The organism is Sphingopyxis sp. CR5 (assembly GCF_059693785.1).
Window position 1 is genome coordinate 76,564 of the sequence record NZ_JCATIE010000009.1, and the last position, 17,862, is coordinate 94,425.

Here is a 17,862-nt window from a genome sequence, read left to right on the forward strand (position 1 = left end):
GGCCGCGCAATCCCGCGCGCGCCGCGCCGCACCTGTATTCCATGCGAAGGATCCAAGATGAAAAGCCATGCTACCCGCGCGGCGCCCCTGCTGGCGCTCGCTCTCTCCATGCCCGCGGCCGCGCACGCCGCCGAAACCGATACCGACCGCACGATCATTGTCACGGCGCCCGGCGAAACCGACGCCGCCCAAGAACGCGCCAACAAGACCCCCGGCGGCACCGACGTCATCTCCTATGAAGATTATGCCGACAAATCGATCGTCTCGCTGCGCGACACGCTCGCCTTTTCGCCCGGCGTCTATCTGCAACCGCGCTTCGGGCAGGAGGTCCGGATCTCGATCCGCGGTTCGGGCCTCTCGCGCGGGTATCACATGCGCGGGCTGACGCTGCTCCAGGACGGGGTGCCGATCAACCTCGCCGACGACAATGGCGATTTCCAGGAACTCGAACCGATCTTCTTCGACCATCTCGAGGTCTATCGCGGCGCCAACGCGCTGCGCTTCGGGTCGGGCACGCTCGGCGGCGCGATCAACGGCGTCACGCCGACGGGGCGCACCGCGCAAGGCATCTATCTGCGCGGCGATGCCGGCACGTTCGACAGCTTCCGCGGCCTGGTGTCGGCGGGCGCGGCGAGCGAACGGGTCGATGCGTGGGGCGCAGTGAGCGCCGATACGTCGAACGGCGATCGCGACCATGCGCAGCGGCGCAGCCTGCGCTTTCACGGCAATGTCGGCATGAAACTGACCGAGCGCGTCACGACGCGCTTCTATGCAAGCTATAATAATATCAATCAGGAATTGCCGGGCGCGTTGACCCGGGGCGAGGCGTTGACGACTCCGCGCGGCGCCAATGCGGGCAGCGTCGCGCTCGACCAGGCGCGCGATATCGATTCGCTGCGGCTCCAGAACCGCACCAGTTTCGATTTCGGCGCGGCAAAGCTCGACGTCGGGGTCTTCCTGAACGCCAAGTCGCTCTATCACCCGATCTTCCAGGTCGTTGACCAGGAGAGCGTCGATCGCGGCGGCTATTTCCGCTTCGACTATGCAGGCGGGCCGCTCGAAGCGACGCTCGGCGGCGAATTGCGGGTCGGTGACGTCGCCTCGAAACGCTTCGTCAACCTCGTCGGCAAGCGCGGTGCCAAGACATTCCAGGCCGAACAGGATGCCCGCACCGCCTCGCTCTATGGCGAAGTGCGCGTGAAGCCGGTCGAGACGCTCTCGCTGATCGCGGGCGGCATTTATGCCGACGGCATGCGCAAGCAGCACGAGCTGTTCAACAGCTTCGCGGGCGGCACGGTGGACAACCGGGGCCGTGCCGACTTCGAAGCCTTTTCGCCCAAGGTCGGCGTTTTGTTCGAGCCGGCGCCTGGCGTGCAATTCTATGGCAATTACAGCCGTTCGGTCGAGTTTCCCGGCTTCATCGAGCTGGCGCAGGTTTCGACCTTCGTCCCGCTCGACGCGCAGCGCGCCTGGACGGCCGAGGTCGGAACGCGCGGAACCGCGGGCATTATGACCTGGGATCTTTCGCTGTATCGCGCCGACATAAAGGGCGAATTGCTGCAATACACGGTCAGCGCGGACATTCCCGCATCGACTTTCAACGCCGGCAGGACGCGGCACGAGGGCGTCGAGGCGGCGCTCGAGATCGCGCCGACCGACTGGCTGCGGCTGCGACAAGTCTATACCTACAGCAACTTCCGCTTCCGGGGCGACGTCGAGTTCGGCGACAATCGCCTGCCGGTCGTGCCCCGCCACGTCTACCGCGCCGAGCTGCGCCTCGGCAGCGACGCGTTGCACATCGCCCCGAATGTCGAATGGGTGCCGAAGGGCCCCTATGCCGATTATCGCAACGCGGTGCGGACGCCCGGCTACGCACTGGTCGGCTTCACCGCCGGCGCGCGGGTGACGAAGGGGATCGATGCCTTCCTCGACGTGCGCAATATCACGGGCAAGAAGGCGATCGGCGATATCAGCGCCGCGATCGACGTTACCGACGCCTCGGCCATCTATTATCCGGTCGAGCGCCGCGCGGTGTCCGCCGGCCTCCGCGCGCGCTTTTAAAGGGGGAAGGGTCATGCTTATGGGCACAAGGGTCGCCGTTGCGGCCATCGCCTTTGCAGCTGCGGCGCCGTTGCTGGCGCAGGACGTCGCCGCGGGATCGCTTCATATCGGCCAGCCCTGGTCGCGTCAGACCGCCCCCGGACAAAGCGCCGGGGGCGGCTTCCTGACCATCGCCAACCGCGGCACCGCCGACGACCGGCTGGTATCCGCCAGTTCGCCGGTCGCGGCGGAAGTCCAGATCCACCGGATGACGGTCGAGGGCGGGATTATGAAGATGCGCCAGATGGCCGACGGCCTCGTCATTCCGGCGGGCCGCACGGTGGCGCTCAGGCCGGGCGGCTATCACATCATGTTCATCGGACTGAAGCGCCCGCTGGCGCTTGGTACAAGTGTGCCCGTCACGCTGCGCTTTGCCCATGCGGGCGAGGTCGCGGTTCGCTTCAAGGTCCTGCCGATCACGGCAATGAGCGCGGAGGAGGGCGGCGATGACTGACGAGCAAGGGGCTGGAAAGCCGCTGAGGCGCTTGCGCCTCGCCCTGTGGATATTCGTCGGCATCGTGGCGGCAGGCGGTGTGATTCTGGCCGTCGTCTCTCCGTCGAAGGGCGCAAGGGACGCGCCTTCGATATCGGCCGGGGCAGGGATCGGCGGGCCGTTCACGCTGACCGCCGCCGACGGCTCCGTGCTTACCGACCAGAGGTTGAAAGGGCGACCCTTTGCAATCTTCTTCGGCTTCACGCGCTGCCCCGATGTCTGTCCTACCAGTCTTGCGCGCATGGCGAAACTGCGCAAGCAGCTCGGCGCCGATGGCGACAAGTTCGATATCGTGTTCGTGTCGGTCGACCCCGGGCATGACACGCCCGCCGACATCGGCAGCTATGTCGGCCTGTTCGGGACGCCGATCGTCGGCGCGACGGGCACCGCCGACCAGCTCGCCCGGATCGAGCAGGAATATGGAGTCTATGTCCGCAAGGTTCCGATCGAAGGCGGCGACTATACCATCGATCATACCGCCGCGATCTTCCTGATGGATCGCGACGGCCGCTTCGTGACGACGATCGACTATCACGAGAATGACAGGACGGCGCTGAAAAAGCTTCGCCGGATCGTCGCGTGATCCGGGCGACAAGGAGCAAGCGATGACCGACACCGCCGCCATTCCGCTCTATCGCACGATCTGGCGCTGGCATTTCTATGCCGGGCTGTTCGTGATCCCGTTCGTCCTGTTGCTGTCGGTCACCGGCGCGGCCTTCCTGTTCAAGCCGCAGACCGACCGCTGGGAAGAGCGCGCGTGGCGCGGCCTGCCGGTGGCGCACCAGGTCGACGCCGATGCGCAGGTGGCGGCGGCGCTCGCGGCCTTTCCGGGCGCGCGCTTTCACTACTATCGCATCCCCGAAGCACCGGGCGATGCGGCGGTTGTTCACATCGGACTTCCCGATGGCGCGATGCGCGACGTCGGGGTGTCGCCCCAGGGCCGGGTGCTCGGAGCGATCGACCCCGCGACGCGGCTATCGGCGGTGATGCAGAAAATCCACGGCAGCTTGCTGATGGGTGTAGGCGGCGGCGTCCTGGTCGAACTCGCGGCGAGCTGGGCGACGGTGATGATCCTCACCGGCCTCTATCTGTGGTGGCCGCGCGGGCGCGGACTTGCGGGAGTCGTATGGCCGCGACTGTCGCGCGGCGGACGCACCGCCCTGCGCGACCTGCACGCGGTCACCGGGTTCTGGGTGTCGGGATTCGCGCTCGTGCTGCTGACGACCGCGCTGCCCTGGACCGATGTGTGGGCGACGGGTTTCAACGCGGTGCGCGCCGAAATGGGCTGGGTGTCGGGGCCGCGGGACTGGAAGGGCGGGCTTGGCGACCATGCGACGCACGACCACGCCGCGATGGCGGGGGCGATACCGCAGCGCGCCGCGGTCCCCGCCGTGCCGCTCGACCGCATCGTGCTGCGCGCGAAGGCCGAACATATGCCGGCGCCCGCGATCATCCAGCCGCCGGGCGCGCCGAACCTGTTCGGGCCGCCGAACGGCGACAGCTGGACCCTGACGACGCTGACCCAGAACCGGCCGCTGGTCCGCAAGGTCGGCTATGATCCGCAAACGGGGGTGGAGGTGTCGCGCAGCGGCTTCGCCGACAAGCATGTCATCGACCGCGTCGTCGGCTACGGCATCGCGTGGCACGAGGGCGCGCTGTTTGGCGTCGTCAGCCAGCTCGTCGGCGTGTCCACCGCGCTCGGCATGATCGCGCTCGCGGTCTCGGGTTTCCTGATGTGGCGCCGACGAAAGCCCGAATCGGCGCTCGGCGCGCCGCCGCCGCCGCGCGACCCCGCGAAGCTGAAGGGCGTCGCGGCGATCGTCCTGCTCCTCGCGGCGCTGCTGCCGCTGCTCGCCGCGTCGCTGATCCTGCTGTGGCTCGCCGACCGGCTGATCCTGCCGCGCCTGCCGCGCGCCGCGCGCTGGCTCGGGGTGGCGCCGGCGCGCGTTTAGGCTGGTTCGGCCGCGACCCGCTGCGGGGCGGTCGCGACCGGTGCGGCGCCGGGGATCACGGCGTCGACGTCCTTGTTCTCGGGAAAGATCGGCCACAGAAGCTGCTGGCCCAGCGTCGCGGGCGGCAGGTCTTCGACGCCATAGCTTTCGGGAAAGCGCCGCGTGATCTTCGCGGTTCCGAACAGCACGTCCCAGAGGAAGAGCAGGTTTCCGTAGTTGCCCTTGTAGTTCACGGCGGGATCGCTCGCGTGGCGGCCGTGGTGCGCGTGATGCGTCGCCGGCGTGCTGATCGTGCGCTCGACCACCCACATCACGGGCGCGAGCGCCTTGATGCGATAGAGCGGCGCGTCCCACGCGGCGTCGCTGTGCGCCCCGATGATGACCAGCATCTTGACCACCAGGTAAAAGGCATAGAACCAGCCGAGCCCCAGATAGACGAGTGCCCCGGCGATCCAGATGTTCGGCATCATCGCATAATAGATGATGTTGTTCCGATAGACGAGCCGCACGCTCATATAGCGCGCGTTATGATGCGCGCGGTGGAGGTTGTAGAGCCACGGGGTGCTGTGCGACGCGCGATGCCACCCATATTGGACCATGTCCTCGCACACGAGGAACAGCGCCAGCGCGGCATACCAGGGGGTGTCGAGCAGCGCGCCTTCATAGCCGGGGAAAAACCTGTGCCCAAGCGCGCCCACCGCGAGCAGGATCGCCGGCTGGGTCACCGCCATCAGCGTGAACATGCTGACGATCTCGACGATCGCGTCGTGGCGCGATTGCTCGGGCTTGGCAAAGAATTGCGTGCGCAGGATCTCGACCAGGCAAAAGCCCAGATAGATGCCCGCAACGATCAGGCCCGATTGCGCCGAAGTCAAATGCATGTCCCGTCTCCCGCTGGCGGCACCGCCGCTTGCCTTTTTTTCCTTTCTGTCAGAAAGCGGCGACCAGGAATGCAAAGAAGTTATCAATTGACCCTGGCGGAGCGCACCCGCCTTCCCGCCGCCGAGCGTGACCGCCTCGCCGCGCTCGCGCCGGTGCGCGCCTTTGCCGACGGCCAGTTCGTCCAGCACCAGGGCGACCCCGGCGATAGCTTCTGGGTGGTGATCGAGGGCAATGTGCTCGCGGGTCGCTATGCAGAGGATGGCGGCTTTACCGCCTTCGCGATCGTCGGACCGGGCGATATGTTCGGAGAGCTTGCGTTCTTCACCGGCATCCCGCGACAGGCCGACGCGATGGCGAGCGGCCCCGCCCGCCTGATCGCGATCGACCGCCCGCTGCTGCGACGGCTGATGCAGGAGGATGTCGGCTGGGCCGAACTGCTGTTGCGCAGCCTGGGCCGCCAGCTTGCGGTGTCGCTCGACGTCATCGACGCCGATCGCCGGCTGCCCGTTGCCGAGCGGCTGGTGCGCCTGCTTCGCGCGATGGCCGACGACGCTGGCGGCACCGCGCAGGTCCGCGCGACGCAGCAACAGCTTGCCGACCTGCTCGGCGTGTCGCGCGTGACGCTGGGCGCCGCCTTGCGCGATTTGTCCGCACGCGGCCTCGTCGAACGGGGCTATGGCCGGATCCGTCTCAAGGCTCCGCTTTCGCCGCACGGCTGAGGTCGTTATACCCGCGCGATGATCTCCCGTCTTTGCCGCCAGCTCCTCCTGCTCCTTGCCGCGGCTCTGCTCGCGCCGGCGGCCGGTGCCGCCGAACGCGGGCCGCTCGTGCTCGCCGCGGCGAGCCTCCAGGAATCGCTCAACGCCGCCGCCGATGCGTGGGCGGCAAAGGGCCATGCGCGGCCGGTCCTGTCCTTTGCCGGGTCGTCGGCGCTGGCGCGGCAAATCCTTGCCGGGGCGCCCGCGGACCTGTTCCTTTCGGCCGACGAGCCGTGGATGGACGCGGTGCAGAAGGCCGGGCGGATCAGGGACGGCACGCGCACGACCCTGCTCGGCAACCGGCTGGTGCTGATCGGGCCGGCGCGGGGCTCGCTGCGTCTCGCGCCCCGGCGCGGATTTCCGCTTGCGCGCGCGCTCGGCGGCGGCCGTCTCGCGGTGGCGAACACCGATGCCGTACCCGCCGGCAAATATGCAAAGGCGGCGCTGACCACCCTGGGCGTCTGGACCGACGTCGCCGGGAACCTCGCACCGGCGGAAAATGTCCGCGCCGCGATGGCGCTGGTCGAACGCGGCGCCGCGCCGCTCGGAATCGTCTATGCGACCGATGCGAAAGCGTCGAAGCTGGTGCGTGTCGTCGGCGTCTTTCCGGCGTCGAGCCACCCGCCGATCCGCTATCCGGTCGCGCTGCTGAAGGCGTCGCGCCATCCCGACGCCGCAGGGTTCCGGGCCTTCCTCGCGTCGGGCGCAGGCCGCGCGATCTTTGTGCGTTACGGCTTTTCGGCGCCCTGATGCTGTCGCCGGAGGAATGGGGGGTCGTCGTGCTCTCGCTCAAGATCGGCGGGGCCGCGGTGCTCGCGATGCTGCCCGTCGCCTTCGCGCTTGCCTGGGTACTGGCGCGCTATCGCTTTCCCGGGCGCCTGCTCGTCGACGGACTCGTCCACCTGCCGCTCGTGCTGCCGCCGGTCGTCACCGGCTGGCTCCTGCTCATCGCCTTCGGTCCGCTCGGACCGGTCGGGCGCTGGCTCGAAAGCTGGCTCGGGGTCAGCGTGATGTTCCGCTGGACCGGTGCCGCGCTCGCGGCGGCGATCATGGCGCTGCCGCTGATGGTCCGCGCGATGCGGCTGTCGATCGAGGGGATCGACCGGCGCTACGAGGGCGCGGCACGCACGCTCGGCGCGGGGCGCTGGTACGCGTTCCGGACGGTCAGCCTGCCGCTCGCGCTGCCCGGCGTGCTCGCGGCGCTGGTGCTCGGCTTCGCGCGGTCGATCGGCGAATTCGGCGCGACGATCACCTTCGTGTCGAACATTCCCGGCGAAACCCGCACCCTGCCGCTCGCCATCTATTCGGCGCTCCAGGTGCCGGGGGCAGAGGCGATGGCGACACGCCTCGCGGTCTTCTCGGTGATCTTGTCGCTCGGCGCGCTGGTCCTGTCCGAATGGCTGGTACGGCGCACCCATGCCGGAAAGACGCGGCATGGCGATTGAGATCGACGTCGCGAAGCGCCTCGGCGAGCGCGTCGTGGCCGCGGCTTTCACCGCCGGCCCCGGCCTGACCGCGCTGTTCGGTCCGTCGGGGGCGGGGAAGACCAGCCTGCTCAACATGGTTGCCGGGCTGCTGCGTCCCGACCGCGGCCATATCCGCATCGGCGACCGGACCCTGTTCGGCGCGGGCGTCGACCTGCCGCCGGAGGCGCGGCGCATCGGCTATGTCTTTCAGGACGGGCGCCTGTTTCCACACCGCCGCGTGCGGGCCAACCTTCTCTATGGCCACGACCTCGCCGCACCGTCGGACCGCTGGCTGACTCTCGACGAAGCGTCGGCGTTCCTCGGCATCGCGCCTCTGCTCGACCGCTGGCCGCGCAGCCTGTCGGGGGGCGAAGCGCAGCGCGTCGCGATCGGCCGCGCGCTGCTACGCGGGCCGGAGATATTGCTGATGGACGAACCGCTGTCGTCGCTCGACGCGGCGCGGCGCGGCGACATCATGGCGGTGATCGAACGGATCCGCGACGAGCTGGGCCTGCCGATCCTGTACGTCAGCCACGACCGCGCCGAAGTCGACCGGCTGGCGACGCAGGTCGTGGAGATCGGAGAATAAAGTTTCACTTGAAACCAGTTTTGTGATAGAAGTGTTGTCATGGAGAGCCAGTTTACCCACGTTCACGAAACCCCGCCGCCGGGCGTCGCGCCCGATTGGACGATTCCACAGGATTGGGGCGCGTTCACCGCCGACGAACATGCGATGTGGGACCGGCTGTTCGCACGCCAGTCGGACATGCTGCCGGGCCGCGCCGCGGACGCCTTCCTGCGCGGAATCGACGTGCTCAAGCTCGAAAAGCCGGGGATACCCGACTATCGCGACCTCAACGCGCGGCTGACCGATGCGACCGGCTGGCAAGTCGTCGCGGTGCCGGGGCTCGTCCCCGACGATGTCTTCTTCGACCATCTCGCGAACCGGCGCTTTCCCGCGGGCAATTTCATCCGCACGCCGCAGCAGCTCGACTATCTTCAGGAACCCGACGTCTTCCACGACGTCTTCGGCCATGTCCCGATGCTCGCCGATCCGGTGTTCGCCGACTATATGGTCGCCTATGGCGAGGGCGGGCTGCGCAGCCTGAAATATGACGCGCTGAAACAGCTCGCGCGGCTTTACTGGTACACGGTCGAGTTCGGCCTGATCCGCGAGGGCGGGGGCCTGCGCATCTATGGCGCGGGCATCGTGTCCTCTTATGCGGAGAGCGTTTTCGCGCTCGATTCGGACAGCCCGAACCGCATCGGTTTCGACCTCGCGCGGGTGATGCGGACCGAATACAGGATCGACGATTTCCAGCAGAATTATTTCGTCATCGACAGCCTCGAACAATTGCTCGACGTGACGGTGAACACCGACTTCGCGCCGCTCTATGCGTCGAATGCCGCGCTGCCCGCGATCCCGATCGCCGATATCCTGCCCGGCGACGCGGTGATCACGCGCGGTACACAGGACTATGCGCTGGGCCGGCAAACCGCCTGAACCGATATCGGGACGGCAGGCCTACCAACTGCCGAACGTCGCGTCGGCCGGGTTCGCCCGGTGGAACGACCGCTCCTTGCGCCGATAGCCATAGCGCCGCCGCTTGGCGAGCAGCAGGCACGGCCATTCGGCGCTGCCGCCCTGCGCGATCCGGCGAAAGCCCTGCGCCCGATAGGCGGCAAGCACGGGCTCCATCTGCCGCGCGATCAGCCCGGCCAGGATCGCGTGGCCGCCCGGCGCCGTCGCCGCGGCGATATCCGGCGCCAGGGTGATCAGCGGTCCGGCCAGGATGTTGGCGATGACAAGGTCATAGGGCGCGCGGTGCCGGATCGCCGGATGGTCGGTTCCGGGGGCCACCGCGAGCGCGAGCTGACCGCCCGACCGGCCGAGCGCGACGCCGTTGATCGCGGCATTCTCGCGCGTGACGAAAATACTCGCCGGGTCGATGTCCGACGCGATTGCGCGCGCGCGCGGCCATACCGACAATGCGGCGAACGCCAGCAGGCCGGTACCGGTCCCGATGTCGGCGATGTTGCGCGGCCGCTCGCCGCGCTCCGCCAGCCGGTCGAGCATCGCAAGGCATCCGGCCGTCGTGTCGTGGCCGCCGGTTCCGAAGGCCTGGCTCGCGTCGATCCGGAACGGCGTCGCGCCCGCCGGCACCGCATCGACATAACTGCTCGTGTGGACGAAGAAGCGTCCGGCATACACCGGCTCCAGCCCCTGCTGGCTCAGCGTCACCCAATCCTCTTCGGGGAGTTCCTCGACCTGCGGTGCCGTGCCTGCGGCGCTGGGAGCCAGCGATTGCAGCAGCGTCAGCAGGGCGGCGCCGGGCTTGTCGTCGACATAGGCGTCGAGTTGCCACTGTCCTGCATCCTCGTCGATCTCGCGCGTGACGACGACCGGCGCGTCGGGTAGCGCGTCGAGCTCGGGTATCTCCCCCGACAACGCCTCGGCCTCGTCGCGCGTGCAGGGAAGCGAGACGATCCAGCTCATCGGTCAGCGCACATAGCTTGCGCCATTGGCATCGAGCACCGCGCCGGTCATCGACGGCGGCGCGTCGAGCGCGCACCAGCGGATCATCTCGGCGATCTCGTCGGGCATCGCGACACGCCCCAGCGGGATGTCGGCGAGCAGCTTGTCGCCGCCGCGGCTCGCCAGATAATCGTCGGCCATGCCCGTCATGGTGAAGCCCGGACAGATCGCGAAGGCGAGGATATCCTCTCTGGCATAGGCCCGCGCGATCGTCTTGGTCATCGCGACCATCCCCGCCTTCGAGGCGGCATAATGCCAGTGGGCGGGGCTGTCGCCGCGATAGGCGGCGCGGCTGGCGACGTTGACGATGCGCCCGCCAAGCCCCGACTGCTGCCAATGCAGCACGGCCAGGCGGCACAGCGACGCCGATGCCGTCAGATTGACCTGAAGCGTGCGGTTCCAGCTCGCGAGCCAGACATCGCCCGCCGCCTCGATCGGATTGGGTTCGAAGACGCCGGCGTTGTTGACCAGAACGTCGATGCGCCCGTCGAGCCGGTCCAGGCTCTCGGCCCACAGCCGTGCGGGCTCGTCGGAACTGCCAAGATCGCCGTCGGCGCTCGACAGCGCGACGATGCGGTGGTTCTGGTGCGCAAGGGCATCGGCGGCGGCGGCGCCGATCCCGCGGCTCGCTCCGGTGATCAGGATATGCGTGGTCATGGCCCCGCGTTTAGCGGGACCATCGCCATAATCAAAGCGTCACGCCACCCGCCGGCTGAACTCGCTCGCCGCCTGTTCGAGCGACTGGAGCCGCTCGCCCATCTTGGCGAATTTTTCGCTCAGCACGCTGATTTCGCCCGCCACCATGCCCGAATCGTTGCGGATGCTGGCGATCGTCGACGACATCGAATCGGCGGCGAGCGCGGTCTCGTCGACCGCTGCGGTGATCGACGTCACCGTCTGCGCCTGCGCGTCCATCGCGTCGCGGATGCGCTGCGCCGACTGCTGCACTTCGATGATCGTGTCGCGGATCGACTGGTTCGCGGTGACCGTGCCCTTCGTCGCCTGCTGGATCGCGGTGATCTTGCCCGCGATGTCGTCGGTGGCGCGCGCGGTTTCGTTCGCCAGGCTCTTCACCTCCTGCGCGACGACCGCGAAGCCGCGACCCGATTCGCCGGCGCGCGCCGCCTCGATCGTGGCATTCAGTGCCAGCAGGTTGGTCTGGCCGGCGATCTCGCGGATCAGGCCCAGGATCGATTCGATCGATTCGGCGTGGCGCGACAGCGTCTCGGTCATGGCGACCGCTTCGCCAGCCTGTTCGGACGCCCGCGTCGCGACGCCCGCCGACGCCTCGACCTCGCTGCGGGCGTCTTCGATCGCGCGGATCAGGCCCGCGGCGGTCGAGGCGGCCTCGCGCATCGCGATCGCCGATTGCTCGGACGCGGCGGCGACTTCGCTCGTCTTGGCGATCATCCCCTTGGCGGCGATATCGGCCGACTCGGCCTGGCTCGCGAGCTGCTGGCGCACCCCGTCGGTGTCCTGGACCAGCGAGGCGATCGAGCGGTCGAAATCGCCAGCCAGCGTGTGCCGCTCGCGCGAGACGGCGGCGCGCTCAAGCTTTTCGGCATAGCTTTGCATGATATCCATTTCGAGCAGCGCCAGCCGGTTCACCGCGCTGGTCAGGCGCGTGATGCGATCGGCATCGCCCGCGCACGCCGCGACGACATAGTGGATGGTCAGCCGCTGGCTTTCGGCGATGCACGACAGCACCGATGCGAGCGGGACGCCGACGCGCAACGCCATGTGCGTGTTCTGGCATGCGATCGTCGCCGCTTCCTGCCCCGCGGCGTCGGCATATTTGACCAGCATGTGCTTCGCGCTGCCGCGGACATAGGATTCGAGCAGGTCGCCCTCGACCTTGCGGATATGGGGCAGGGCGTTGAAGGCGTTCCAATAGGCGCGCCCCATCTCCTCTTCATGCCCCTGCGTCATCGCATGGATCTCTGTGGCCTGCGCGGCGAGCTGCCCGTCGAGGTCGTAATAGGGAAAGCGTTCGGCCATCAGCACCGGGTCGATCTGCTGCTTATGAATCGGATTTTCCTTCACCATGATCCTGTCCCCTGGGCTGTGCTCCGGGCGCGCCGGTCTGTCGCCAGCCTGCGTCCGTCAAATGGGTAAACGGGATATGGTCCGAAAACGGTAAATTCGCCGTTAACTGCGCGCCGGCTGTGCGCCGGGCGCGGGGGTGTCAGGGCAGGCGGACGGGATAGCCCTCGAACGCCTTGATCGTGCGCAGCGCAAAGGCGCTGTGCATCGCCGCGACGCCGGGCAGCCGCGACAGGCAATGGCGGTGCAACCGGTCGAAATCGGCCACATTGCGCGCCGCGACGCGCAGCCGGTAATCGGCGGCGCCCGACAAAAGCTGGCATTCGAGGATTTCGTCGAAGCGCAGCACCGCGCTTTCAAAGGCGGTGAGCGCCTCCTGGCTTTGCGAGGTCAGGCTGATGTCGACGAACACGTCGAGCTCGAGCCCGATGCGTTCGCGGTCGAGCCGCGCGCCATAGCCCGCGATGACTCCCGATGCTTCGAGCGCGCGGACCCGCCGGTGACAGGCGGAGGGCGACAGGCCGACCGCTTCGCCCAGCTCGACCGACGATTTCTGGCCTTCGCGCTGAAGCAGGTCGAGCAACTTGATATCGATACGGTCAAGCATTTCGCGTCACAGCGTCCAAAGTTGCACGATTTGTGCGTCCTCATGCCGTACGAAGCGATATTATGCAAACACACGGCGACGCGATACTGTTATGGTTCGCCAAAGGCTTCGGGAGCCGGAAATTGCGGTCCCCGTGCGGCATTTTTGGAGAGCGAGCATGATCATCGGCACCCCCAGGGAAATCAAGAACCACGAATATCGCGTCGGCCTGACCCCCGAGAGCGCGCACGAACTCGTTGCCCACGGCCACCGCGTCCTGGTTGAAACCGGGGCAGGCGAAGGTATCGTCGCCCACGACCGGGCCTATGAAGCCGCCGGCGCGACGATCGTCGGCAGCGCCGAAGAGATATTCGCGCAGGCCGAGATGGTGGTGAAGGTGAAGGAGCCCCAGCCGGTCGAGCGCGCGATGCTTCGCGAAGGCCAGATCCTCTACACCTATCTTCACCTGGCGCCCGATCCCGACCAGACGCGCGACCTGATGGCATCGGGGGCGGTGTGCATAGCCTATGAAACCGTGACCAGCCCGCACGGCGGCCTGCCGCTGCTGAAACCGATGAGCCAGGTCGCGGGGCGCATGTCGATCCAGGCCGGCGCGACCGCGCTCGAAAAGGCGCACGGCGGGCTCGGCATCCTGCTCGGCGGCGTCCCGGGTGTCGCGCCCGGAAAGGTGACGGTGATCGGCGGCGGCGTCGTCGGCTTCAACGCGGCCCAGATGGCGGCGGGGCTCGGCGCCGACGTAACGATCCTCGACCGCGATCCCGACGTGCTCGAACGCGTCGGCACTTTTTTCGAATCGCGGGCGAAGACGCGCTTTTCCAACCGCGCCAACCTGGCCGAATGCGTCGCGGAAGCCGACCTCGTCATCGGCGCGGTGCTCATTCCGGGGGCCGAGGCGCCGAAGCTGGTGACGCGCGAGATGCTGAAGACGATGCGCCCCGGCTCGGTGCTCGTCGACGTCGCGATCGATCAGGGCGGCTGTTTCGAGACGAGCCACCCGACGACGCACGACGCCCCGACCTACGTCGTCGACGGCATCGTCCATTATGCGGTCGCGAACATGCCCGGCGCGGTCGCGCGCACCAGCACCTATGCGCTCAACAACGTCACCCTGCCGCATGCGCTGCGCATCGCCGATCTGGGCTGGAAGGAAGCGATGCGCCGCGACGTGCATCTTTCGCACGGCCTGAACGTTTGGAATGGGAAGGTTACGTTCGAAGCCGTAGCCGAAGCCGTCGGAACCGATTATGTGCCTGTCGAGCAGGCACTCGCCTGACAGGAGGACATGCGTTTCAAAATGACCCCAGGACCAAGCGACGAAGACCAGCCCCTCGCGCCGCCGCCGGCGGGTGAGGACGAAGAAAACGAAGTTCTGCGCGCTGTGCGCGAGCGGAAGCAGCAGGAACAGGCCGCCGAAGAGGCCGAAGCCGCCGAAGGCCCCCCGCGGCGGCTCGGCTGGAAGACCGCTGCGGCGGCCGGTATCGGCATCGGCTCTGCCGCGGTGCTCGCGGCGCTGCTTTACGCAAACCGCGATCGGAAGTGACCGGCGGGGCCGAAAGGCCCGTGTGGCCGCTCGGGGGTGGATTTAGGCCAAACTCCTAAATTCCGTTCGCGTCGAGCGACGTCGAGACACGAACGGGATCTATAGGACGGTTCGCCCGCGACCCCCGACACCACGAAATCTTCCCTAGGCAATTGCATATCGGCGCGGGAAGGCTTAACCGGCCCCCATCGACCGGATAGAGTCATAAGATACGGGACTGATATGGCTGGCAACGAACCGAGCGCACGGCCGCTCTCACCACACCTCGGGGTATATAAATGGGCACCGTCGATGGCGGTTTCCATCTTTCACCGCATCACGGGGGACGGTCTCGCCATCGTCGGCGCGCTGATGTTCCTGTGGTGGCTCGGTGCGCTCGCCGCCGGCCCCGATGCCTATGACGCTTTTCTTGCCTGCGTGTGGCACGATCCCGCCGCCGGGACGGCGCATCAGGTAACGAATATCCTGGGCAAGGTCGTCCTGGTCGGACTGACCTGGGCCTTTTTCCAGCATCTCTTTTCGGGCCTGCGCCACCTCGTGCTCGACACCGGCGCCGGCTATGAACTGCGGGCCAACAGGCTCTGGTCGACGCTCGTCTTCGTCGCCGCGATCCTCGCGACCGCCGCGACCTGGCTTTATATCGCAAAGGTGGCGATCAATGGGTAATGGAACGCGTCTCGGCCGCGTGCGCGGGCTCGGCTCGTCGCATCACGGCACCGGCCACTGGCTGCAGCAGCGCCTGACCGCGCTCGGCAACCTGCTGCTCGTTACCTGGTTCTTCGTGTCGCTGCTGCGCCTGCCGCTTCGCGACCACGGCGCGGTGCTGCAATGGGCGTCGAACCCCACTGTCGCGCTGGGTCTGATCCTGATGATCCTCAGCGTCTTCTGGCACCTGCGTCTCGGGCTTCAGGTGATGATCGAGGATTATGTCCACGGCGAAGCGACGCGCCTGTTCGCCATCGTCCTGCTCAACTTCTATGCGATCGGCGCCGCCGCCTACGGTATCTTCGCCATCGCCCGTATCGCTTTGGCCGGGGGATCCGCGGCATGACCGACGCTTACAAGATCATCGACCACACCTATGACGCCGTTGTCGTCGGCGCCGGCGGCTCGGGTCTGCGCGCCACGATGGGCAGCGCCGAGGCGGGGCTCAAGACCGCCTGCATCACAAAGGTCTTCCCGACGCGCAGCCACACCGTCGCGGCGCAGGGCGGCATCGCCGCCAGCCTGGGCAATAATTCGCCCGACCACTGGACCTGGCACATGTACGACACGGTCAAGGGGTCCGACTGGCTCGGCGACCAGGACGCGATCGAATATATGGTTCGCGAAGCGCCCCAGGCGGTTTACGAGCTCGAACATGCCGGCGTGCCCTTTTCGCGCAACCAGGACGGCACGATCTACCAGCGCCCGTTCGGCGGCCATATGCAGAATATGGGCGAAGGCCCGCCGGTGCAGCGCACCTGCGCCGCGGCCGACCGCACCGGTCACGCGATGCTCCACGCGCTCTATCAGCAATCGCTGAAATATGACGCGGACTTCTTCATCGAATATTTCGCGCTCGACCTGATTATGGAAGACGGTGTGTGCCGCGGCGTCATCGCGTTGTGCCTCGAGGATGGCAGCATCCATCGTTTCCGCAGCCAGGCGGTCGTGCTGGCGACCGGCGGCTATGGCCGCACCTATTTCACCGCGACGTCGGCGCATACCTGCACCGGCGACGGCGGCGGCATGGTGCTGCGCGCCGGCCTGCCGCTGCAGGACATGGAATTCGTCCAGTTCCACCCGACCGGCATCTATGGCGCGGGCGTCCTGATTACCGAAGGCGCGCGCGGCGAGGGCGGCTACCTCACCAACTCCGAAGGCGAACGCTTCATGGAGCGGTACGCGCCGTCGGCAAAGGATCTCGCGTCGCGCGATGTCGTCTCGCGCTCCATGGCGCTTGAAATCCGCGAAGGGCGGGGCGTCGGGCCGCACAAGGACCATATCTTCCTGCACCTCGACCATATCGACCCGAAGGTGCTGGCCGAGCGCCTGCCCGGGATCACCGAAAGCGGCAAGATTTTCGCGGGCGTCGACCTGACGCGCCAGCCGCTGCCGGTCGTGCCGACGGTCCATTATAATATGGGCGGCATCCCGACCAATTATCACGGCGAAGTCGTCACCCTCGGCAAGGACGGCCCCGACACCGTGGTCCCCGGCCTGTTCGCGGTCGGCGAAGCGGCCTGCGTCTCGGTCCACGGTGCGAACCGCCTCGGCTCGAACAGCCTGATCGACCTCGTCGTCTTCGGCCGTGCCACCGGCCACCGGCTCAGGGAACTGGTCAAGCCCGGCGCGGCGCAGAATGCGCTGCCAAAGGACAGCGCCGACCTCGCGCTTTCGCGCCTCGACCATTTCCGCAATGCGGACGGCGGATCGCCGACGGCGGAAATCCGCACCGAGATGCAGCGCGCGATGTCCCAGCACGCCGCGGTGTTCCGCACCGACGAACTGATGGCAGAGGGCAAGGAAAAGCTCGCCGAAACCTACAAGCGGATGAACGACGTCCACGTCACCGACCGCAGCCTGATCTGGAACACCGACCTTGTCGAAACGCTCGAGCTCGACAATCTGATCGCCCAGGCGACGGTGACGATGCATTCGGCGCACAACCGCAAGGAAAGCCGCGGCGCCCACGCGCACGAGGATTTCCCCGATCGCGACGACGCGAACTGGATGAAGCACACGGTCAGCTGGTTCGACGGCTGGGGCGGCAAGGGCGGCGGGGTCAAGATCGACTATCGCCCGGTCCACGAATATACGCTCTCGGACGACGCCGAATATATCAAGCCGAAGGCGCGGGTTTACTGATATCGGACAGCGGGCATCGCGCGACCGGTACGCCCGGCCGGAAGGGAATGACCCATCCTGAGGAGTCCGTTCGTGCTTCGACACGGACGGAAAAAGAGGTTCGTCGGCCAGCGCCGCCCATTGGCGGCTGCACGAGGCTGAACTTTAATGAACTTTGGAACGACAGCGCGGACCCGGCCCGCGACGGCCGAAGACCGCAATGGCAACAGTCCGCCGCCAAACGGACAATCGCAGGGGGGCGGGCAGGCGCTCGTCTCCGGTCAGCCTATTCCCCGAACAGGCTCTTGACCGGATTCAGGTCCGAAAAGGGCTTGTCGACGTCGAGGCCCATGATCCACAGCTTGTGGCACGCGATCGCAAAGAACATGACCGCGATCGTCCATACGATGATCGTCTTGATGATCCGCCAGCGTTTTTCCGCATAGGCGCGGCGGGCACGCTCCTTGTGGTCGATGCCGAGTTCGGCCTCGAATTCCGCGACAAGCTGCGCGCGGCGGGTGCGCGAAATGTTCGCCAGGCTCATGGCTTGCCCATCATTGGTCGAACGGCGAGTCGCCATGTCTCTGTCCTGCGGTCCCTCTTTCCTGCATTTCGCCATAGGGGCGAGGGGCTGACAAAGGGTTAACCGCGCGCTG

The 17,862-nt window shown here is 67.2% G+C and carries 20 protein-coding genes; 14 read left to right on the plus strand and 6 right to left on the minus strand.

The window, feature by feature from the left end:
- Positions 1-57: 57 nt before the first annotated feature.
- Genes AC58D2_RS14555 through AC58D2_RS14570 form a run of 4 tightly spaced genes read left to right on the plus strand, consistent with a single transcriptional unit; the run spans position 58 to position 4,545 of the window.
- Entirely contained in the window at positions 58-2,061 is a 2,004-nt protein-coding gene (locus AC58D2_RS14555; protein ID WP_497391560.1) for a TonB-dependent receptor family protein, read from the plus strand.
- Between the two features lie 13 nt (positions 2,062-2,074).
- A complete protein-coding gene (locus AC58D2_RS14560) occupies positions 2,075-2,554 on the plus strand; it encodes a copper chaperone PCu(A)C (protein ID WP_497391562.1) in 480 nt (159 codons plus the stop codon).
- A complete protein-coding gene (locus AC58D2_RS14565) occupies positions 2,547-3,176 on the plus strand; it encodes an SCO family protein (RefSeq protein WP_497391564.1) in 630 nt (209 codons plus the stop codon). The genes AC58D2_RS14560 and AC58D2_RS14565 overlap by 8 nt, the downstream gene beginning before the upstream one ends.
- A gap of 22 nt (positions 3,177-3,198) precedes the next feature.
- Positions 3,199-4,545, plus strand: coding sequence for a PepSY-associated TM helix domain-containing protein (locus AC58D2_RS14570; RefSeq protein WP_497391566.1), 1,347 nt, complete (start codon positions 3,199-3,201; stop codon positions 4,543-4,545).
- Here the strand turns inward: AC58D2_RS14570 and AC58D2_RS14575 are convergent.
- Positions 4,542-5,426: a sterol desaturase family protein gene (locus AC58D2_RS14575; protein ID WP_497391568.1), complete on the minus strand. Its 885-nt coding sequence runs from the start codon at positions 5,424-5,426 to the stop codon at positions 4,542-4,544. The two genes, AC58D2_RS14570 and AC58D2_RS14575, sit on opposite strands and share 4 nt — an antisense overlap.
- Positions 5,427-5,495: 69 nt before the next feature.
- Between AC58D2_RS14575 and AC58D2_RS14580 the strand changes: the two genes are divergently transcribed.
- From AC58D2_RS14580 to phhA, 5 genes are read left to right on the plus strand one after another with little or no spacing between them, the layout of a single operon-like run.
- On the plus strand, positions 5,496-6,146 hold the full coding sequence (locus tag AC58D2_RS14580; protein ID WP_497391570.1) for a Crp/Fnr family transcriptional regulator: 651 nt from the start codon (positions 5,496-5,498) through the stop codon (positions 6,144-6,146).
- Positions 6,147-6,164: 18 nt separating this feature from the next.
- Positions 6,165-6,935: a molybdate ABC transporter substrate-binding protein gene (gene modA, locus AC58D2_RS14585; RefSeq protein WP_497391572.1), complete on the plus strand. Its 771-nt coding sequence runs from the start codon at positions 6,165-6,167 to the stop codon at positions 6,933-6,935.
- Positions 6,935-7,630, plus strand: a complete 696-nt coding sequence (modB, locus tag AC58D2_RS14590) for a molybdate ABC transporter permease subunit (protein WP_497391574.1) — start codon at positions 6,935-6,937, stop codon at positions 7,628-7,630. Before modA ends, modB begins: the two co-directional genes overlap by 1 nt.
- On the plus strand, positions 7,620-8,240 hold the full coding sequence (locus AC58D2_RS14595) for a molybdenum ABC transporter ATP-binding protein (RefSeq protein ID WP_497391576.1): 621 nt from the start codon (positions 7,620-7,622) through the stop codon (positions 8,238-8,240). The genes modB and AC58D2_RS14595 overlap by 11 nt, the downstream gene beginning before the upstream one ends.
- A 39-nt stretch (positions 8,241-8,279) precedes the next feature.
- Positions 8,280-9,155: a phenylalanine 4-monooxygenase gene (gene phhA, locus AC58D2_RS14600; protein ID WP_497391578.1), complete on the plus strand. Its 876-nt coding sequence runs from the start codon at positions 8,280-8,282 to the stop codon at positions 9,153-9,155.
- A 21-nt stretch (positions 9,156-9,176) separates the two neighbouring features.
- On the opposite strand, the gene AC58D2_RS14605 is transcribed toward phhA, so the two are convergent.
- From AC58D2_RS14605 to AC58D2_RS14620, 4 genes are all read right to left on the minus strand, one after another.
- Positions 9,177-10,148, minus strand: a complete 972-nt coding sequence (locus tag AC58D2_RS14605) for a 50S ribosomal protein L11 methyltransferase (protein WP_497391580.1) — start codon at positions 10,146-10,148, stop codon at positions 9,177-9,179.
- 3 nt (positions 10,149-10,151) lie between these two features.
- Positions 10,152-10,844: an SDR family NAD(P)-dependent oxidoreductase gene (locus AC58D2_RS14610; protein ID WP_497391582.1), complete on the minus strand. Its 693-nt coding sequence runs from the start codon at positions 10,842-10,844 to the stop codon at positions 10,152-10,154.
- 39 nt (positions 10,845-10,883) lie between these two features.
- Positions 10,884-12,233 (minus strand): methyl-accepting chemotaxis protein, encoded by a 1,350-nt coding sequence (locus AC58D2_RS14615; protein WP_497391584.1) that lies wholly within the window; start codon positions 12,231-12,233, stop codon positions 10,884-10,886.
- Between the two features lie 139 nt (positions 12,234-12,372).
- Positions 12,373-12,837, minus strand: coding sequence for an Lrp/AsnC family transcriptional regulator (locus tag AC58D2_RS14620; RefSeq protein ID WP_497391586.1), 465 nt, complete (start codon positions 12,835-12,837; stop codon positions 12,373-12,375).
- Between the two features lie 157 nt (positions 12,838-12,994).
- Here AC58D2_RS14620 and ald point away from each other — a divergent pair, with 157 nt between their 5' ends.
- The 5 genes from ald to sdhA all read left to right on the plus strand — a co-directional run bounded on the left by ald (position 12,995) and on the right by sdhA (position 17,227).
- Entirely contained in the window at positions 12,995-14,110 is a 1,116-nt protein-coding gene (gene ald / locus AC58D2_RS14625) for an alanine dehydrogenase (protein ID WP_497391588.1), read from the plus strand.
- 21 nt (positions 14,111-14,131) lie between these two features.
- Entirely contained in the window at positions 14,132-14,377 is a 246-nt protein-coding gene (locus AC58D2_RS14630) for a hypothetical protein (protein ID WP_497391590.1), read from the plus strand.
- A 291-nt stretch (positions 14,378-14,668) separates the two neighbouring features.
- Positions 14,669-15,043: a succinate dehydrogenase, cytochrome b556 subunit gene (gene sdhC / locus AC58D2_RS14635; RefSeq protein ID WP_497391592.1), complete on the plus strand. Its 375-nt coding sequence runs from the start codon at positions 14,669-14,671 to the stop codon at positions 15,041-15,043.
- Positions 15,036-15,428, plus strand: a complete 393-nt coding sequence (sdhD, locus tag AC58D2_RS14640; RefSeq protein ID WP_497391593.1) for a succinate dehydrogenase, hydrophobic membrane anchor protein — start codon at positions 15,036-15,038, stop codon at positions 15,426-15,428. Before sdhC ends, sdhD begins: the two co-directional genes overlap by 8 nt.
- Positions 15,425-17,227 carry a succinate dehydrogenase flavoprotein subunit gene (gene sdhA / locus AC58D2_RS14645; protein ID WP_497391595.1) on the plus strand — a complete coding sequence of 601 codons (1,803 nt, stop codon included), beginning with the start codon at positions 15,425-15,427 and terminating at the stop codon, positions 17,225-17,227. The genes sdhD and sdhA overlap by 4 nt, the downstream gene beginning before the upstream one ends.
- A gap of 265 nt (positions 17,228-17,492) precedes the next feature.
- Here sdhA and AC58D2_RS14650 read toward each other — a convergent pair whose 3' ends face one another.
- Positions 17,493-17,786, minus strand: coding sequence for a hypothetical protein (locus tag AC58D2_RS14650; protein WP_497391597.1), 294 nt, complete (start codon positions 17,784-17,786; stop codon positions 17,493-17,495).
- Between the last annotated feature and the right edge of the window lie 76 nt (positions 17,787-17,862).

What these genes read in the sequence shown, in the direction of transcription:
- AC58D2_RS14555 (WP_497391560.1), top strand. Translation starts at nt 58, where the DNA reads ATGAAAAGCCATGCTACCCGCGCGGCGCCCCTGCTGGCGCTCGCTCTC.
- AC58D2_RS14560 (WP_497391562.1), top strand. Translation starts at nt 2,075, where the DNA reads ATGCTTATGGGCACAAGGGTCGCCGTTGCGGCCATCGCCTTTGCAGCT.
- AC58D2_RS14565 (WP_497391564.1), top strand. Translation starts at nt 2,547, where the DNA reads ATGACTGACGAGCAAGGGGCTGGAAAGCCGCTGAGGCGCTTGCGCCTC.
- AC58D2_RS14570 (WP_497391566.1), top strand. Translation starts at nt 3,199, where the DNA reads ATGACCGACACCGCCGCCATTCCGCTCTATCGCACGATCTGGCGCTGG.
- AC58D2_RS14575 (WP_497391568.1), bottom strand. Translation starts at nt 5,426, where the DNA reads ATGCATTTGACTTCGGCGCAATCGGGCCTGATCGTTGCGGGCATCTAT.
- AC58D2_RS14580 (WP_497391570.1), top strand. Translation starts at nt 5,496, where the DNA reads ATGCAAAGAAGTTATCAATTGACCCTGGCGGAGCGCACCCGCCTTCCC.
- modA (WP_497391572.1), top strand. Translation starts at nt 6,165, where the DNA reads ATGATCTCCCGTCTTTGCCGCCAGCTCCTCCTGCTCCTTGCCGCGGCT.
- modB (WP_497391574.1), top strand. Translation starts at nt 6,935, where the DNA reads ATGCTGTCGCCGGAGGAATGGGGGGTCGTCGTGCTCTCGCTCAAGATC.
- AC58D2_RS14595 (WP_497391576.1), top strand. Translation starts at nt 7,620, where the DNA reads ATGGCGATTGAGATCGACGTCGCGAAGCGCCTCGGCGAGCGCGTCGTG.
- phhA (WP_497391578.1), top strand. Translation starts at nt 8,280, where the DNA reads ATGGAGAGCCAGTTTACCCACGTTCACGAAACCCCGCCGCCGGGCGTC.
- AC58D2_RS14605 (WP_497391580.1), bottom strand. Translation starts at nt 10,148, where the DNA reads ATGAGCTGGATCGTCTCGCTTCCCTGCACGCGCGACGAGGCCGAGGCG.
- AC58D2_RS14610 (WP_497391582.1), bottom strand. Translation starts at nt 10,844, where the DNA reads ATGACCACGCATATCCTGATCACCGGAGCGAGCCGCGGGATCGGCGCC.
- AC58D2_RS14615 (WP_497391584.1), bottom strand. Translation starts at nt 12,233, where the DNA reads ATGGTGAAGGAAAATCCGATTCATAAGCAGCAGATCGACCCGGTGCTG.
- AC58D2_RS14620 (WP_497391586.1), bottom strand. Translation starts at nt 12,837, where the DNA reads ATGCTTGACCGTATCGATATCAAGTTGCTCGACCTGCTTCAGCGCGAA.
- ald (WP_497391588.1), top strand. Translation starts at nt 12,995, where the DNA reads ATGATCATCGGCACCCCCAGGGAAATCAAGAACCACGAATATCGCGTC.
- AC58D2_RS14630 (WP_497391590.1), top strand. Translation starts at nt 14,132, where the DNA reads ATGACCCCAGGACCAAGCGACGAAGACCAGCCCCTCGCGCCGCCGCCG.
- sdhC (WP_497391592.1), top strand. Translation starts at nt 14,669, where the DNA reads ATGGCGGTTTCCATCTTTCACCGCATCACGGGGGACGGTCTCGCCATC.
- sdhD (WP_497391593.1), top strand. Translation starts at nt 15,036, where the DNA reads ATGGGTAATGGAACGCGTCTCGGCCGCGTGCGCGGGCTCGGCTCGTCG.
- sdhA (WP_497391595.1), top strand. Translation starts at nt 15,425, where the DNA reads ATGACCGACGCTTACAAGATCATCGACCACACCTATGACGCCGTTGTC.
- AC58D2_RS14650 (WP_497391597.1), bottom strand. Translation starts at nt 17,786, where the DNA reads ATGGCGACTCGCCGTTCGACCAATGATGGGCAAGCCATGAGCCTGGCG.